Raw genomic sequence first — 14,508 nt, 5'->3', positions numbered from 1 at the left:
CTCCCGTTATTGTTGTGCGCCCAAGGTAACACAAAGCTTATGGTTTTCGGGAAATTCGCGTCGTTCGATCGATTTTTTGCGACAAAAATAGGCACAAAATAGATCAAGCCGTCGCGGATACGAAAAGGCCGGCCCCATTTCTGGCGCCGGCCCTGCCGTTAATTCAGTCCGAAACGTCCGGATCTATCAGGCGTTCACGTCAACGACCACGCGTCCACGCACCTGCCCTTTCAGGATGTCTGCTCCCAGCTGCGGCAGATCGGCCAGCGTTGCCGGGTGAACCATCGCATCAAGTTTATCCATGGGCAGATCCGACGCGATCCGCTTCCATGCACGCACGCGGTTGTCGAAGGGCTGCATAACGCTGTCGATGCCCAGCAGGTTCACACCGCGCAGCAGAAACGGGATCACGGTTGCAGGCAAACCGGCACCGCCGGCAAGACCGACAGCCGATACAGACCCGCCGTATTTCATCTGTCCCAGCACGCGCGCCAGCATCGCGCCGCCCACGGCATCAACACAGCCTGCCCATGTCTCGGATTCCAGCGGACGCTTGACCGTCTCGTTGATCTCGTCACGCGCAACAATGCGCGACGCGCCCAAACCCTTCAGATAGTCTTCCTGCTCGGGACGGCCCGTGACACCGGCCACTTCATACCCCAGATTTCCAAGGATCGCCGTCGCGACGGATCCCACGCCACCAGCTGCACCGGTCACCAGAACCTCGCCCTGATCCGGCTTCAAACCGTGATCTTCCAGCGCCATGACAGCCAGCATCGCAGTGAAGCCTGCAGTGCCCACGGCCATAGCCGCCCGTGTGTCCAGTCCGTCAGGCAGTGGAACCAGCCAGTCGGCCTTCACCCGCGCCTTCTGGCCATAACCACCCCAATGCGCCTCACCCACACGCCAACCGGTCAGAACGACCTTGTCGCCCGGTTTGTAACGGTCATCGCCAGAGGCTTCTACTGTACCGGCAAAATCGATCCCGGGAACATGCGGGTAATTCCGCACAAGACCGCCGCCGGGGCCGATGCAAAGACCGTCCTTGTAGTTGACCGTCGAATATTCGACCGCAACCGTCACGTCGCCTGCCGGCAACTGATCTTCTGTCAACGCTTCGACCGAGGCCGATGTCTTTCCACTTTCCTCGTCCTTGCGGACCACCAGTGCATTGAAGGCCATTGCCTTGCTCCCTTCTTCTTTTTCCAAATACGCAATCGTGCCACGCCCGGTCTCACCGGACGTCTTGTTCATGACCCTAGTGCCAAAAGCTTTCGTGCACCACGGCATCGCGAAGCCCATCCGGTGCCTGCACCTGAACGTCGGTGCCATCATCCCAATGCGTCATCCGCACCATGCCAACGGCCACATTGGTGTTGTAGTCCGGGCTCCATGCGGCGCTGGATACCCGTCCGATCTGTTTGCCCTTTGCCACGACAGGCCAGTGCTGATCACAGCCCGGCACAGGATCACCCTTGATCGAGATCGCCCGCACCTGCCGCACAGGACCTTCCTGCGCAACGCGCAACAAGGCATCACGGCCAACACAGCCAATGGCTGTGGCGGTGTTGCAGAACTTGCCCAGACCGCACTCATGCGGCGTGTTCGTGCGGTCCATGTCATTGCCGTAGCTCAGCAGCCCGCCCTCGATCCGCTCGATCAAATTCGGACAACCTGCGTGAACATCGAGATCGCGACCAGCTTCCATAAGCGCATTCCAGATCGGCATGCCCGCATCCGAGCCGGCCACATAGATCTCGAACCCGCCCTGCTTTGAATAGCCCGAACGTGCAATCACATGGCTACGCCCTTCGAAATCAAACCAGCCAAACCGGAAAAAGCGGATGTCGCGCACCGAGTCGCCAAAAACCCGCGCCATCAGTTCGTCCGCCAAAGGCCCCTGAACCGCCAGCGGGGACACATCCGGCTCATCCACCAGCACATCTAGCCGGTAGCCATAGGCAATCCCCTTGACCCAGAACAGCAAATCACTGTCCGCAATCGAGATCCACCAGCGATCTTCTGCCAGCTTCACAGCCACGGGGTCATTTAGCATTCCGCCCGTCTCATCAACGATCGGCACATAAAAACACTGCCCCGGCAGCATGCCCCGCAAATCGCGCGGGGTCAGCATCTGCATCAAGCGCGCGGCATCGGGTCCGCGCAATTCCACCTGCCGTTCAACAGACACATCCCAGACCTGAACCGCGTTTTTCAGGTGGTGGTAGTCTTCTTCAACCGAACGGAACACCGTTGGCAACAGCATGTGATTGTAAACCGTATAGGCTTTGACACCGGCGGCTTCGACACCTTCGGAAAATGGTGTGCGGCGCAGGCGACGGGACGGCGAAATAAGAGTCATGGTCAGATCTCCTCACAGGATTCAGGAGCTATTCTAGATGGGATGGTGGGCGGGGCGACGGACCGGGCACAGCCCGGGCCGAGCGCCGGCCGTTATCCCGTCCCTGACCTTTGCGCAAAGGCTCCAAGGCCCCGCCAGTCGCGCGGCAACACAAAAGGTCTGAACGGCACCAGTGCCGGTCCATAAACACCGCTGCCGCGCCGTGCATAAAGACAGGCCCGCATCACAGCCATGGCCCTTCTTGCGGCATGAAAATGTAATCCGAGACCGGCGCCTTGACCCCTGCTGCTGTCAGCATTGCGTGAATCTGGCCGCGATGATGGGTCTGGTGATTGAACATATGCATCACGCATTGCGCTGTCGGCCGGGTGAAATCCTGCCCCACAATCGCCGAATGCCATGACGTTTGGCCCGCCAGATCAATGGCACCAATCTTTTCTGCCCAAGCCAGCAGGGCGCTGTCTGTGCGAAACCGTTCGATTTCCCACGCGGCGGCATCCTCGCAAAGCGAAACGCCCGCATCTGCCCCCACTTGGGGCGCCGCGAAATCGGCCAGACGGCTAAGCCACAATTGATCGCCCAGCAGCAAATGATTAGCCGTTCCCAGAATCGAGCCGAAAAAGGCTTTGCGGTTTTTGCGCAGCGCCTTGTCGTCCAATTCGGCCATGCATGCCTTTAGCTGGCTGTTTTGCCAGCCATTGTATCGTGCCATGCCCAAAACATATTCGGGCGTCAGGATCACGGCTTGGGGCCTTTCCAGTCGATTGGGCAGATCTCTGCAGATTTGCCACCAAAATCCCAGACGCGGCCAAAGTCGCGCACCTTGGATTTCAGACCGCGGGCCGCGATGATGTCGGGGCCCATCCAATACTTTGAATTCGAGATCATGACTGGGTGATCCGGGCTGGCGCCATCGATCATTTCGATCTCGCCCTGAATCTTGCGGCCAATGTAGAGCCCGCGCTTCTTGCCCTCGCGCATGATCTCGACCTTCTCGCGTTCCGCACTGATGATTTCCGACACCAGCATTGTGAACAGACCGGTGGTTCCACCAGCTGCGCCGGAAAAGATCTGCAAGATGCCATTGTAAGCCTTGCCCGAGGCGCGTTCATCCACGTAGGCCGCGACCTTCCAGTTGCCCTCGGCCATACGGCCGGGAATTTCGACCATCAGCCCGACGTTCAAACCGGAGAGGTCTTCGCCTTCGTAGTGTCCCTCATCGATGGCAATCGCCATCCAGGCGCGGCAATCCCCCTCGGTGGGAGGGTGGGCGCCGAGGCTGACCACGCATGGACAGAAAACCGTGCAGGAACAATTCAGAAAAAGCTCGCCCTTGATGGCCCACTCGGTCGGGCGCATCTGGCGCCGCTTGGGGTTGGCCATGCGCTGATCGATGCGCTGCGAAATAGGAAGGCGATCTGCCTCCGGTTTGCGCGTAAGTGCCATGTCTTTCTCCTTACATGAACAGCGGCGTGGCGATGACCACCACACCTCCGAGGATCAGGGCGACGCCCAGAGGTTTGATGATACGGTGACCGATTTGCGGAAGTTTTTCCAGCACCATGAAAAATGTCGCCAATCCCATCCACAAAAGGCTCATGACGCCGCCGACAAAGCCCAGCGCCATAAAGCCCCAGCAGCAGCCAACACAGAACGCGCCAAGCCCCAGCCCCATACGCAATCCGCCGAGGGTTCCGCTGCGCCAGTTTCCAAGGAAATAATGCATGGGTGCATGGCAGACACCGTGGCAGACTTCTTTGGCGCGGGTGAACTGGAATGCGCCAACGACGATCAACAGGCCACCTTGCAACAGGGTCGACGTGAAAATGCCCAGCATGTCCACAACGCCGCCGAACAACAGTGCCAGCTGCACCGCTGCGATCAGTGCCGCAAAGCCGATCCACGCAATCATGTATCCGCCCAGCAGGCCCAGCCAGCCGCGGCGCGATCCATCTGCGCTGCGGATCAGGTCTTCATAGGCACGCAGGGTGGGCACCATTGTCGGCAGCATCATTGCAGCCATCATGATCGCCCACATGGCAAAGACCGGGCCGAATTCCGCCATGGGCATGTACATGTCCATGCGCGGGTCCATCATGCGCATCTTTTCTGCCATGGCGGTGACGGGACGACCCAGCCAGTCCAGCCCCATGCCCATGGCCATCATGTAGAGCCAAACCCAGGCGGCAAGAATGAGCGCAAAGAACCCCAGCCAGAGAAGGTCACGCAACGGTCGTATCATCGTGGCCCTCCCCGCCGTCTGATTCGATTTTCGCGACCGTCGCAAAGTGCTTTTTGCACGGCAACTCAATTTATATTGACGTTGCGTAAAGCGACCGCTGAAACAGCGATCGCCTGTCGTTTTTCTTATATCAATGTCGTTTTACTTCATTGAATTCAAACCAAAGATATTGCCTTCGGTATCCTGACACAGAGTGACAAAGCCAAATTCACCAATCGAGAACTTGGGCCGGATCACCGTACCCCCGGCCTGCGCAACCCTGTCTTGCTGTACGGCGCAGTCTTGCACCATGAAATAGACCACGGTGCCACCCGGTCCCGGACGCCCGTGTTCTGTTTTGGACAGGGCCCCACCTGCGCCATAGCAATCCATATCGGCGCTAAAGGCCATCATCTGCGACTCGCCGGTCGGATCACCCATCGGTTCCAGAGGTGCGCCGAACACCTCGGCGTAAAAACCGGCGGCGCGGTCCATATCGTCCACAAAGATGTCAAACCATCCCACTGCGTTCATCTTGGTCATTGTCGTCTCCTGTCATCAAGTGTTGTCCTGACAGGTATCTAAACGGCACACCCCAATGCCGTATTGTAGATTTCAGACATCAAACTTTTTTGCGTAGCGGCCGGGCGTGTAGCCCGTGGCATTTCGGAACGAATGGATGAAATGAGACTGATCCGCATAAGACCACGTGTCCTCGCCATTCAATGATTGCTGCAGTCTGAGCACTTTGAGAAAGTCATGCGGTGAAAACCCGGTGCTTTGCTTGAGCCTTCTTTGCAGTTGCCGGGCAGACAACCCTGTCGCCCGCGCCATGTCGGCCACGGATTTCACATCATCCAGATGCGCAAAGATCGCCTCGGTTATCGGATTGCGCGCAACGATCCCGTCCCGGACCAAACCGGTGACGAAATCCGACAAGACGGGAACGCAGGCATCCAGCCCGGGTTGGTCAAGCTGCGCGTTGACCTCTTGCAGCGGCAAGAGTCCGGCATAGGGCGTTTCCACCAGCCCGTGCACGGCCGGGTGACGCGCCTCCTGCCAGACCCCGGGCAGAAAACGAATGTTCACAAAATGGAACACGCGGCCAAGGTTGAACTCTTCGGACTGCGCGCGCAGCTTGGTCACCCCGGCAACCGTTCGAACCCTCTGATCAAAGACCACATAGGTGCAGGCATCCGGCAGCGCATGAAACCGATAGTCCTGAGCCAATGGGGCATCTGTTTTCAGCCAAAGATACCTGTGCACGATCCCACGAAGCGCTTCGGGCGGTTCAGCCTCGACAAAGGTAACAGTGTCTACCGACTTGTCCTTGCCGTTGCCTTTGGGATCATAAATCGCATCTGGCACCACCACACACTCCGACAGCCAACCTGATTGCAGCTTAGACCATTAGGGAAGATGGCGCACCCGAGAGGATTCGAACCTCTGGCCTCTGCCTTCGGAGGGCAGCGCTCTATCCAGCTGAGCTACGGGTGCATTCCGCCCTGTATTATCACAGTGCCACTGCCTCGCAATCCCCAAAACACGCGCGATGGTCTGACCTTTTTACGAACCGATCACGTAACCCTCACGCACATCCGGAAAACTGCGTCCATGTGGTCATCGGTTCGGCCACTTCGGTCAATTTTAAAGGAGAGATTCATGACCAACGTTCAACACGGACTTTCACGGTTCGACAAATTGATGGAGCATTGTGCCAAAGGTACGATGAGGATGGACCCGCGCAAACTGCCGCAAACCTTTGGCCGGCTTTTGCCCAAAGTTTCAAACCCCCTGCAATGGAGCGGCGAGCTTCAGGATCTTGCGGAAATCTTTAATCACATGATCGATCCCATGCGCGCAGTCGACAATGACGATGGTCCGGCCGAGGCCGGGATGACCTTCATCGGCCAGTTCATCGATCATGACGTGACGCTGGATGCGACCTCAACCATCGGAACCCAAATCGACCCGAGTTTTATTCGGAACGTCCGCACGCCTGCGCTTGATCTGGACTGTGTCTATGGGGACGGCCCGGAAGCGAGCCCGCATCTCTATGTCAACGTGAACCAGAACCCGGATCTGGAAGAGGCCGAAGGTTTTATGCTGTTCGGACGCAAAGACAATCCGCTGGATTTGGCGCGCAATGACCAAGGCACAGCGCTGATCGGCGATCCACGGAATGACGAAAACATCTTTGTCAGCCAAATTCAGGGGGCCTTTGTCTGTCTGCACAACATCCTGATGTCCTACAAACAGGATGACCCGCACCTGGACGAAGAGATGGATGACTTTGTCGATGCCGGCATGGGATCCTCGAACTGGACGGACAAAGTCGTCCCAAAACTGAAAGACTTTAATGCAGTTCGTCAGTTTATTCGCTGGCACTATCAGTGGCTGATCATGAAGCGGTTCCTGCCCGCCTTTGTGACGGAATCCGCCATCATCAAGGCCCAGCATCCTGATGCCTTTCCGTCAGACGCAGCCATCATGCCGGTCGAATTTGCAGGCGCTGCATACCGGTTCGGTCATGCCACAGCGCAGATCAAATACGCCCTGAAGCACGGAGCGGAACCCATCGGTTTCTTCACACATCACGGTTTCAAGCGCCGTCCGGTTGAGGCGAACCTCGACATGAACATGATGTTTGACATTGGAGGCGAGACCGCGCCCAGAGCGCGCCCAGTCGGCACAAAAGTTGCGTCACCGTTGTTCGAGCTGCCGTTCATCAGCGGTCCGATTGAATTCCCGGGCGTGACATTGGAAAACCAACTGGCGCGCCGTCTGCCGCTTCGCAATGTGCTGCGCGATCGACTCGCACTGGAACTCGCTTCGGGCCAGCAGGTTGCCCAACACCTGGGCTTGAATCCTCTGCCGGTGCCTGAAGTCTTGGCCAAGCACAACATCGAGAAAACACCACTGTGGTTCTACACACTGGAAGAGGCTGATGCGAGCGGCCAGCAAAAGCTGGATGGCGTCGGGGGCACCATCGTGGCTTGGGTCCTGCTCAGACTGTTGCGGCTGGACAAAACCAGCGTCTTGCACCAGCCCGGTTTCGAGCCGTGGCACGGGTTTGGTGGCAAGGATATGACCTTTGGATCATTGATGGCGTTCGTGGAAAAGCACCGCGACAAAATCAAATACGCCGATCGTCTTCAGGCAGGATAAAACAAGAGTGGGCGGCAGCCATGTTTGCCGCCCAACCTCACAAATCTGCCGCGCCTTTAGCCCAGCAATTCATGCGCCAGTTCCAGCGCTTCGACCAGCGTGTCCACCTCGGCTTCGGTATTGTACATCCCAAAGGATGCGCGGCAGGTGGCGTTCAGACCCAAATGATCCATCAACGGCCCGACGCAGTGCTGGCCCGCGCGGACTGCCACGCCCTTTTTGTCCAGAATGGTCGAGATGTCGTGCGCGTGCCCTGCCCCATCGAGCGTGAACGAGAAGATCGCGGCCTTGTTCGCTGTCGTGCCCTGCACTTGCAACCAGTTCAGCCCGTCGAGTTTTGAACGGGTGTAGTTGCGCAGTTTAGCTTCATGCGCGGCAATATTCTCCATGCCGACGCCCATCATGTATTCCAGCGCAACACCCAAACCGATCTGTTGCACGATGCCGGGCGTGCCCGCCTCGAACTTCATTGGCGGGTCGTTCCACGTGATTTCATCCTTGTGGACTTCGCGGATCATGTCACCGCCGCCCATGAACGGCCGCATCTCATCCATACGGGCCCGCCGAATCCAGATCGCTCCGGATGCCGAGGGGCCATACAGCTTGTGTCCAGTGATGGCATAGAAATCGCAGCCGATCTCTTCGACATTGACCGGCATGTGTACAGCGGCCTGGCTGCCATCGACCAACACCGGGACGCCCTGCGCCTGCGCGCCGGCACAAATGGTTTTCACATCAACAACCGTGCCCAAGACATTCGACACCTGCGTGACAGCGATCAGTTTGGTCCGCGGCGTGATTGCGTCCAGCACCTTTTGCGGATCCAGATGCCCCGTGCTGTCCACATCGACCCAAACCAGTTTTACGCCCATGCGTTCCCGCAAGAAGTGCCAAGGCACGATGTTGGCATGGTGCTCCATGACCGACAGGATGATCTCATCCCCAGCGCTCAGCTGCTCCATAGCCCAGCCATAGGCGACAAGGTTGATGCCCATTGTCGTGCCGGTCGTGTAGACGATCTCTTCGGAATCCTTGGCCCCCAGAAACCGTGCAATCACATCACGCACACCTTCGTATTTGTCCGTGGCGAGATTGGACAAATAATGCAGACCGCGATGTACGTTCGCATATTCTTCGGCATAGCCCCGCGTAACAGCGTCGATCACAATCTGCGGTTTCTGGGCCGAAGCACCATTGTCCAAATACACAAGCGGCTTGCCGTTCACTTCGCGCGAAAGGATCGGAAAGTCCTTTCGGATCGTTTCTACGTCATACATATCCGTTCATCCCCTGCGGCACGACCCCGAGCAAAGACAACAGTAGGGAAAGCCCCACAGCCAATGCCATCAAAGCCAGTATCAGCACCCCGGCTGATTTGAAAAGACTACCCAATTCATGGGCTTCGTCGATAAAGTTCATGGACAGCCAGATGCCAAGGACGCTGACTCCCAGCGCCAGACCCGCCGCCAGTGGCTGCGAGGCGATCCCGATGATCATCAAGGCGGCCTGCGCAAGAACCCGAAGCGATTGCAGCCAGATCAACAGCACAGCCACCTGCGCCAGATCGGCCTTGCCGCCCATGGCGCGCCCGATGCTCGCGATGGCGATGACGGCACCGGCAAGCGCGGCGGCCTGCACTACCATAAACGCAACCGGATTCCCCAAGAGCCCGAACCCATCTTGCGGCATCAAAGCAATCGTCGCTGAGAACACCAGCGTGTTCAGAACCACGACCAGCGCAAAAGCGGTCCACAATGCCTCGCTGCTGAGACGCGCCGAGAGCAACAATCGCGCCACGTCTCGCGGCGCTTTGATGGTCTGCAACGCGAGACCCAGAAACCCGGCAAAGGTCATGTGGCAGATTTCCTGTGGGCCGCGCGCATACCCAGCAACCAAAACAGACCAAAGGCAATCAACCACAGCAATCCAACCAGTTGCATGGACGGGCCGGGACCGATGAACCCGCCGACCAAGCCTTCGAGCAGCATCAGTGGCGATGCAGCCAAAAAGGCCCAGAACAGCGCCAGACGTGATCCAAAGCTGGTTCCCTGTCCGCCTAAGGCCCGGGCGATCAGATGGGCCACAAAGGCAATCGCGTAAAGGAACAGCGGCGCAAGAAAGAGCCATGCCATCAAGGACGCACCCAAAAGCGGGTTAAGCTCAACCTGTTCCAGATGCGCCTGCCGCGCCAGTTTGGGCCACTGCGCGATAAACGTCACCGCACAGGCCGACATCAAGAAGACCAGAGCACGCGGCTCAGACTCGCCGCGTGCAAGATGGCGCTGAACAACAGCACCGGGCCCCTTGTAGGTGGCCACAATGTCCGTGGTTACAGGCACTTAGCCACGGCGCCTTTCCAGCCATCCAGCGACGCGATTGTTGATCTGCTCCTGAATATCCTCGTTTTCGATTTCCTGAACCGCTTCTGCGATAAAGGCGATCGTCATGAGGTCTTCGGCCATGCCGCGCGGAACACCCCGGGCACGCAGGTAGAACAGGCCATCTTCGTCAATCGCACCCGACGTGGAACCATGCGAACAGGCCACATCGTCAGCATAGATTTCAAGCTCCGGCTTGGCGAGGAACTGGCTATCGTCATCCAAAAGAAGCGACTGGCTGATCTGATAGCCGTCCGTTTTCTGAGCACCTTCCTTCACCAGAATCTTGCCTTGGAACACGCCCGTTGCCCCATTGCGCAGCACCTTTTTGAAAACCTGACGGCTTTCGCAATTTACTGCGTCATGAGTGACAAACACGGTGTCATCGTGGTGGAAATTGCCATCGCCCATGCAGGCACCCGCGACATGGGCTTCGGCATCGTCGCCCGTCAGCTCCAGCACACATTCGTTGCGGGTCATCACGCCATTCACCGTGAGCGTAAAGCTCTTGAAGGTGGATTCCGTTCCAAGACGCGCAAAGATGTGCGTGATGGCCCGGCGTTCATGGTCGCGGCCCTGCGCACGGACATGATGCAAACGCCCCGTGTCGGCGACGTCGACTTCCATGCATTTGTTGAAACGCGACGCCGCTGGGCCGTTTTCAAGGATCGTTGCCTCGGCTCCGGCGTCCACCTTGATCACATGGTGCAGAATCGCATCCGATTGCTCGGATGCATGCCGGTAGATCAGGTTGATCGGCTTAGACGGTTTGCCGGTGACATGGATCAAAATGCCATCGGTTGCGTATGCCGTGTTCAAAGAGGCCAATGGCCGCTGAACGGGATCCTGCCCACGTTCTTCCAGAACGCCGTAGAGATCCTTGGCCCAGTGGATGTCTGCTGCTTCGGCGAGACGGTCAATCGAGACCCCCTCAAGCGCAAGATCATCCGACGCATCCGCATCGAACACACCGTCCACAAAGACGATTTTCAACCGATCCAATTCGTCGAACATCGGGGCTTCGTCGCTTTGGAAAACGGCGGCCGCCTGTGCCTGCACATCCACAAAGCCTTCGGGCTTGGTGTATTTCCAGTATTCGTCGCGCGCACCGGGCAAACCCATTGCACGAACGCGTGCGACCGCATCTTGTCTGGCCGCGTCCGACCATCCACCCGCGGGCATTGTCATCGCGGCAAGTCGGGCCTCGGTGGCCTCTTGCTTGCGCGGTGTCAAAATTGCTGTGACAGGGGCCAGAGCCATTATGCCACCTCCGCGAGGATGTCGGCGTAGCCGTTGTTTTCAACTTCCAGAGCCAGCTCAGGACCGCCGGTTTTCACAATGCGGCCATTTGCCATGATGTGAACCACGTCCGGTTTGATGTGATCCAGAAGGCGCTGGTAATGCGTGATCACCAAAAAGCCACGGCCTTCATCCCGCAGGGCATTCACGCCTTCTGCAACCAGCTTCATCGCATCCACATCCAGACCGGAATCTGTTTCATCGAGGATGCACATCTTGGGCTCAAGCATGGCCATCTGCAGGATTTCGTTGCGCTTTTTCTCACCGCCAGAAAAACCGACATTCACCGGGCGCTTCAGCATATCGGCGTCGATCTTCAGATCCTTGGCTCTTGCGCGCACTTCCTTGAGAAACTCGGTCGCGTTCATTTCTTCCTGACCGCGAGCCTTGCGCTGCGCGTTTACGGCGGTGCGCAGGAAGGTCATGTTGCCCACACCGGGGATTTCCACCGGGTACTGGAATGCCAAAAAGAGACCCGCAGCAGCGCGCTCTTCCGGCTCCATTTCCAGAATGTCTTCGCCCAGCAGCGAGGCCTCACCATCGGTGACTTCGTATCCGTCCTTGCCGGACAGAACATAGGACAAAGTGGACTTGCCCGAACCGTTGGGGCCCATGATCGCGTGGACCTTGCCACTCTCGACCGTCAGATCGACACCCTTGAGGATGACCTTGTCCTCTTCTTCCAGCTTGACGTGCAGGTTCTTGATTTCCAACATGGTTTTCTTCCTCGTTCTTATCTCTTTGTGTGCAGCCCGATCAGGGGTTCTGCATGAATCGGATCACCTGAAGAAGCTTTTCAGGCGGGATGGGCTGGGGCACGACACGAAATCGCGCCATACGCCCGGTGATTTCCGGGGAGCCGAGAAAGTCCTCGACCTTGTGGTAATGTTTGCGCTGGACATAGTCGTCGAACAGCACTTCGACAGGTTTTTTGGTCATGAAGGCCGTGGCCAATGCGCAGCCTTGGCGAAAGCGTCCATCCACCAGAACGACGTCTGGCTGGCGAAACTCTTTCAAGCCCCAAACCTCGAGTGGATAGCGCGCAAACCGCCGCCATTCGCTGGCGTCTACTGGATGACCCCATTCCTTGGTCGCGCCAATGTCGGACCAAATCATATCGACAGTCGTGCCCGCCGCAGCGGGATGCGACGCAAACCAATCGCGCATCATTTGCGCCCAAGCCTGATCAGACTCAACGCTAAAGACAGTTTTTCCGGGCATTTCAGACGCCAGAACAGTGCTGCCGCCAGACCCATATTCAAGGATCACATCAGCGCTCTCATAAGCGCGCTGCAAAAGCGCAGCCTCGGCGTCTGGCAATGTCAGTTCGGGGCGCGAAAGGGTCTGTGTCATCCACGCCCCCCTGTGCCCTGCGTCAGGGCAACGGTGCGTTCGCCCCGGGAGAAATCAGCCAGACCGCCCATGTCGGCGCAAACCCAGACAGATAGGGCCCGGCCAAAACGGCAATCCATATCCCGGCCAGCCCGCCGCCCCACATGGCCTTTGAACTGTCGGCCTTCAGCGTAAAGAGCAGCAGGGATGCCATGGCCGCAAAACCCGAGCTCATGAATCCCGGCGGGAATATTCCGTCCAGAAACAGCCAGAGCACGGCGTGCCCCAGCATGAACAACAGCACCACGCCCAGCGCCTGCGCGATATCCATCGCGAGTTCTTTGGCGTTGGCGCGCGGGTCCGGCTCTTCGATGGGTGTCGACGTTGCGCGCGCCTGCTGGTCTGCCAACCTCAGCCGCGCGGCCCGTTCCTGAAATGTATTGCGTTGCGCAGCACTCATGAATCGCTCCTGCTTTTGAACGTCTAATGTCCAAAGCAGATTCTGACGCCAAAGAGCGCCAGAAATTTGGCCAAAGCCGATTTATTTCGGGGCGATGCGTCATCTATTCCAGAACCACCGCCGTGCCTGAGGCTGAAACCATCAGCATCGAGTCGCCAACCACTTCGTAATCAAGATCAACACCAACGACGGCATCGCCGCCCAAAGCCGCGGCCCGCTGTTCCAGCTCACGCATTGCGGTGTCACGAGCGTCCTGCAGTTTGCTTTCGTAGGCCTGAGAGCGCCCCCCCACAATGTCGGTAATCCCAGCAAAGAAATCGCGTACGACGTTGGCGCCCATGATGGCTTCACCAACCACAATACCGCGATAGTCAATAATCTTGCGGCCTTCGATACTGGGTGTCGTTGTCAAAATCATGAATTCACCTCAATGGGTTGCGCGAAATAATTGCAATTGGCCTGCTGATGCTTGGAATGCCAGAGCACGCGATAGCCCTGCGCCTCCAACCAGTCATGAAAGACTGCATCGTTGGCTTCATCGACTTCGACAAACAAGGCAGGTTTCTGTTGGCTGACCACTTGTTGGAAACCGTGCAGAACCTGCATTTCCATGCCTTCCACGTCGACCTTGATCAGATCAACCGTCTCATCCGCAAAGAGAGCATCACCGGGATGAACCTCGATGTCGCCACCTTTCTTCAGCCGGGCAGCGCCCAGATTGGTTGCATGACGTTTGATTTTGTAACCGTCATCCGAGGCATCGGACAGCCCAATGCCCAGCGCATCCAGCACGATGATGTCATCCAGACCATTGGCCTGCACATTGGCGCGCAAAGCTTCGATTGCGACTGGGTTCGGCTCAATGCAGGTCACGCGCGCTGCCCCCATCAAGGTCGCGAAATAGATCGCGTGATTTCCAACATTCGCACCCACATCCAAAACATGCGCACCGGGTTTCACAGTCTCGGACAGGCGATCCAGATCAGCCCGTTCATAGAACTTGCCCACTCGATGACGCCCCTGGATCGGACAACGGTCGGCATTGAGATGGAACACCAGATCATGCCCGTCGATATGTGCGCGAACCTGCTCCATCACTTGTCGCGCCCCAGCACAAGCTGTGCAAAAAGACTGCCGAGAAAGCCTGACGCAAAGGCCATGACGATAACCAGCAACATCGGCAAGGCATCGGTCACCAGATCGATGACCAAGGCAAAACCGGCGCAGAAGACGCCCGTCAAAACCGATGTTGCAAGCCGCAAACCCATTTAAGTTTCGAGCCCCCTCA

Annotated in this window: 18 protein-coding genes and 1 tRNA gene; 1 reads left to right on the top strand and 18 read right to left on the bottom strand. The window is 57.8% G+C overall.

The window, feature by feature from the left end; genetic code table 11:
• Positions 1 to 186 precede the first annotated feature (186 nt).
• The 8 genes from acuI to PFY00_RS14810 all read right to left on the bottom strand — a co-directional run bounded on the left by acuI (position 187) and on the right by PFY00_RS14810 (position 6,080).
• Positions 187 to 1,182, bottom strand: coding sequence for an acryloyl-CoA reductase (gene acuI / locus PFY00_RS14845; protein WP_271433399.1), 996 nt, complete (start codon positions 1,180 to 1,182; stop codon positions 187 to 189).
• Between the two features lie 76 nt (positions 1,183 to 1,258).
• The gene (locus PFY00_RS14840; RefSeq protein WP_271433365.1) at positions 1,259 to 2,362 is read right to left on the bottom strand and encodes a dimethylsulfoniopropionate demethylase; all 1,104 of its coding nucleotides are present in this window, start codon (positions 2,360 to 2,362) and stop codon (positions 1,259 to 1,261) included.
• Between the two features lie 223 nt (positions 2,363 to 2,585).
• The gene (locus PFY00_RS14835) at positions 2,586 to 3,104 is read right to left on the bottom strand and encodes a DinB family protein (RefSeq protein WP_271433364.1); all 519 of its coding nucleotides are present in this window, start codon (positions 3,102 to 3,104) and stop codon (positions 2,586 to 2,588) included.
• Positions 3,101 to 3,808 (bottom strand): DUF1326 domain-containing protein, encoded by a 708-nt coding sequence (locus PFY00_RS14830; protein WP_271433363.1) that lies wholly within the window; start codon positions 3,806 to 3,808, stop codon positions 3,101 to 3,103. The genes PFY00_RS14835 and PFY00_RS14830 overlap by 4 nt, the downstream gene beginning before the upstream one ends.
• 10 nt (positions 3,809 to 3,818) lie before the next feature.
• Entirely contained in the window at positions 3,819 to 4,604 is a 786-nt protein-coding gene (locus PFY00_RS14825; protein ID WP_271433362.1) for a DUF2182 domain-containing protein, read from the bottom strand.
• A 141-nt stretch (positions 4,605 to 4,745) separates the two neighbouring features.
• Positions 4,746 to 5,126, bottom strand: coding sequence for a VOC family protein (locus PFY00_RS14820; RefSeq protein WP_271433361.1), 381 nt, complete (start codon positions 5,124 to 5,126; stop codon positions 4,746 to 4,748).
• Positions 5,127 to 5,198: 72 nt separating this feature from the next.
• Positions 5,199 to 5,951 (bottom strand): helix-turn-helix domain-containing protein, encoded by a 753-nt coding sequence (locus PFY00_RS14815; protein ID WP_271433360.1) that lies wholly within the window; start codon positions 5,949 to 5,951, stop codon positions 5,199 to 5,201.
• 52 nt (positions 5,952 to 6,003) lie between these two features.
• Positions 6,004 to 6,080 (bottom strand) — tRNA-Arg (locus tag PFY00_RS14810).
• Positions 6,081 to 6,245: 165 nt separating this feature from the next.
• Here PFY00_RS14810 and PFY00_RS14805 point away from each other — a divergent pair.
• Positions 6,246 to 7,751 carry a peroxidase family protein gene (locus tag PFY00_RS14805; RefSeq protein ID WP_271433359.1) on the top strand — a complete coding sequence of 502 codons (1,506 nt, stop codon included), beginning with the start codon at positions 6,246 to 6,248 and terminating at the stop codon, positions 7,749 to 7,751.
• A gap of 56 nt (positions 7,752 to 7,807) precedes the next feature.
• On the opposite strand, the gene PFY00_RS14800 is transcribed toward PFY00_RS14805, so the two are convergent.
• From PFY00_RS14800 to PFY00_RS14755, 10 genes are all read right to left on the bottom strand, one after another.
• Positions 7,808 to 9,028, bottom strand: coding sequence for a cysteine desulfurase (locus PFY00_RS14800; protein WP_271433358.1), 1,221 nt, complete (start codon positions 9,026 to 9,028; stop codon positions 7,808 to 7,810).
• On the bottom strand, positions 9,021 to 9,605 hold the full coding sequence (locus PFY00_RS14795) for a YIP1 family protein (RefSeq protein WP_271433357.1): 585 nt from the start codon (positions 9,603 to 9,605) through the stop codon (positions 9,021 to 9,023). The genes PFY00_RS14800 and PFY00_RS14795 overlap by 8 nt, the downstream gene beginning before the upstream one ends.
• Positions 9,602 to 10,090: a YIP1 family protein gene (locus PFY00_RS14790; protein WP_271433356.1), complete on the bottom strand. Its 489-nt coding sequence runs from the start codon at positions 10,088 to 10,090 to the stop codon at positions 9,602 to 9,604. The genes PFY00_RS14795 and PFY00_RS14790 overlap by 4 nt, the downstream gene beginning before the upstream one ends.
• On the bottom strand, positions 10,091 to 11,389 hold the full coding sequence (locus PFY00_RS14785) for a SufB/SufD family protein (protein ID WP_271433355.1): 1,299 nt from the start codon (positions 11,387 to 11,389) through the stop codon (positions 10,091 to 10,093).
• Positions 11,389 to 12,144 (bottom strand): Fe-S cluster assembly ATPase SufC, encoded by a 756-nt coding sequence (gene sufC / locus PFY00_RS14780; protein WP_271433354.1) that lies wholly within the window; start codon positions 12,142 to 12,144, stop codon positions 11,389 to 11,391. Before sufC ends, PFY00_RS14785 begins: the two co-directional genes overlap by 1 nt.
• A 40-nt stretch (positions 12,145 to 12,184) precedes the next feature.
• Entirely contained in the window at positions 12,185 to 12,781 is a 597-nt protein-coding gene (locus PFY00_RS14775) for a hypothetical protein (protein WP_271433353.1), read from the bottom strand.
• 22 nt (positions 12,782 to 12,803) lie between these two features.
• Positions 12,804 to 13,220: a hypothetical protein gene (locus PFY00_RS14770; RefSeq protein ID WP_271433352.1), complete on the bottom strand. Its 417-nt coding sequence runs from the start codon at positions 13,218 to 13,220 to the stop codon at positions 12,804 to 12,806.
• Positions 13,221 to 13,323: 103 nt separating this feature from the next.
• A complete protein-coding gene (locus PFY00_RS14765; RefSeq protein WP_271433351.1) occupies positions 13,324 to 13,638 on the bottom strand; it encodes a heavy metal-binding domain-containing protein in 315 nt (104 codons plus the stop codon).
• On the bottom strand, positions 13,635 to 14,315 hold the full coding sequence (locus PFY00_RS14760) for an FkbM family methyltransferase (RefSeq protein ID WP_271433350.1): 681 nt from the start codon (positions 14,313 to 14,315) through the stop codon (positions 13,635 to 13,637). The genes PFY00_RS14765 and PFY00_RS14760 overlap by 4 nt, the downstream gene beginning before the upstream one ends.
• Positions 14,315 to 14,488 carry a hypothetical protein gene (locus PFY00_RS14755; protein ID WP_271433349.1) on the bottom strand — a complete coding sequence of 58 codons (174 nt, stop codon included), beginning with the start codon at positions 14,486 to 14,488 and terminating at the stop codon, positions 14,315 to 14,317. The genes PFY00_RS14760 and PFY00_RS14755 overlap by 1 nt, the downstream gene beginning before the upstream one ends.
• Positions 14,489 to 14,508: the final 20 nt, after the last annotated feature.

The organism is Thalassococcus lentus (assembly GCF_028023555.1).
In the GTDB taxonomy this organism is placed as follows: domain Bacteria; phylum Pseudomonadota; class Alphaproteobacteria; order Rhodobacterales; family Rhodobacteraceae; genus Thalassococcus_A; species Thalassococcus_A lentus.
Note: the sequence above shows the minus strand (reverse complement) of the source record. Positions and strands in the feature narration are given on the sequence as shown.

Coding starts and splice junctions, on each gene's coding strand:
- acuI (WP_271433399.1), bottom strand. CDS start 1,182: ATGGCCTTCAATGCACTGGTGGTCCGCAAGGACGAGGAAAGTGGAAAG.
- PFY00_RS14840 (WP_271433365.1), bottom strand. CDS start 2,362: ATGACTCTTATTTCGCCGTCCCGTCGCCTGCGCCGCACACCATTTTCC.
- PFY00_RS14830 (WP_271433363.1), bottom strand. CDS start 3,808: ATGGCACTTACGCGCAAACCGGAGGCAGATCGCCTTCCTATTTCGCAG.
- PFY00_RS14825 (WP_271433362.1), bottom strand. CDS start 4,604: ATGATACGACCGTTGCGTGACCTTCTCTGGCTGGGGTTCTTTGCGCTC.
- PFY00_RS14820 (WP_271433361.1), bottom strand. CDS start 5,126: ATGACCAAGATGAACGCAGTGGGATGGTTTGACATCTTTGTGGACGAT.
- PFY00_RS14805 (WP_271433359.1), top strand. CDS start 6,246: ATGACCAACGTTCAACACGGACTTTCACGGTTCGACAAATTGATGGAG.
- PFY00_RS14800 (WP_271433358.1), bottom strand. CDS start 9,028: ATGTATGACGTAGAAACGATCCGAAAGGACTTTCCGATCCTTTCGCGC.
- PFY00_RS14795 (WP_271433357.1), bottom strand. CDS start 9,605: ATGACCTTTGCCGGGTTTCTGGGTCTCGCGTTGCAGACCATCAAAGCG.
- PFY00_RS14785 (WP_271433355.1), bottom strand. CDS start 11,389: ATGGCTCTGGCCCCTGTCACAGCAATTTTGACACCGCGCAAGCAAGAG.
- sufC (WP_271433354.1), bottom strand. CDS start 12,144: ATGTTGGAAATCAAGAACCTGCACGTCAAGCTGGAAGAAGAGGACAAG.
- PFY00_RS14775 (WP_271433353.1), bottom strand. CDS start 12,781: ATGACACAGACCCTTTCGCGCCCCGAACTGACATTGCCAGACGCCGAG.
- PFY00_RS14770 (WP_271433352.1), bottom strand. CDS start 13,220: ATGAGTGCTGCGCAACGCAATACATTTCAGGAACGGGCCGCGCGGCTG.
- PFY00_RS14765 (WP_271433351.1), bottom strand. CDS start 13,638: ATGATTTTGACAACGACACCCAGTATCGAAGGCCGCAAGATTATTGAC.
- PFY00_RS14760 (WP_271433350.1), bottom strand. CDS start 14,315: ATGGAGCAGGTTCGCGCACATATCGACGGGCATGATCTGGTGTTCCAT.
- PFY00_RS14755 (WP_271433349.1), bottom strand. CDS start 14,488: ATGGGTTTGCGGCTTGCAACATCGGTTTTGACGGGCGTCTTCTGCGCC.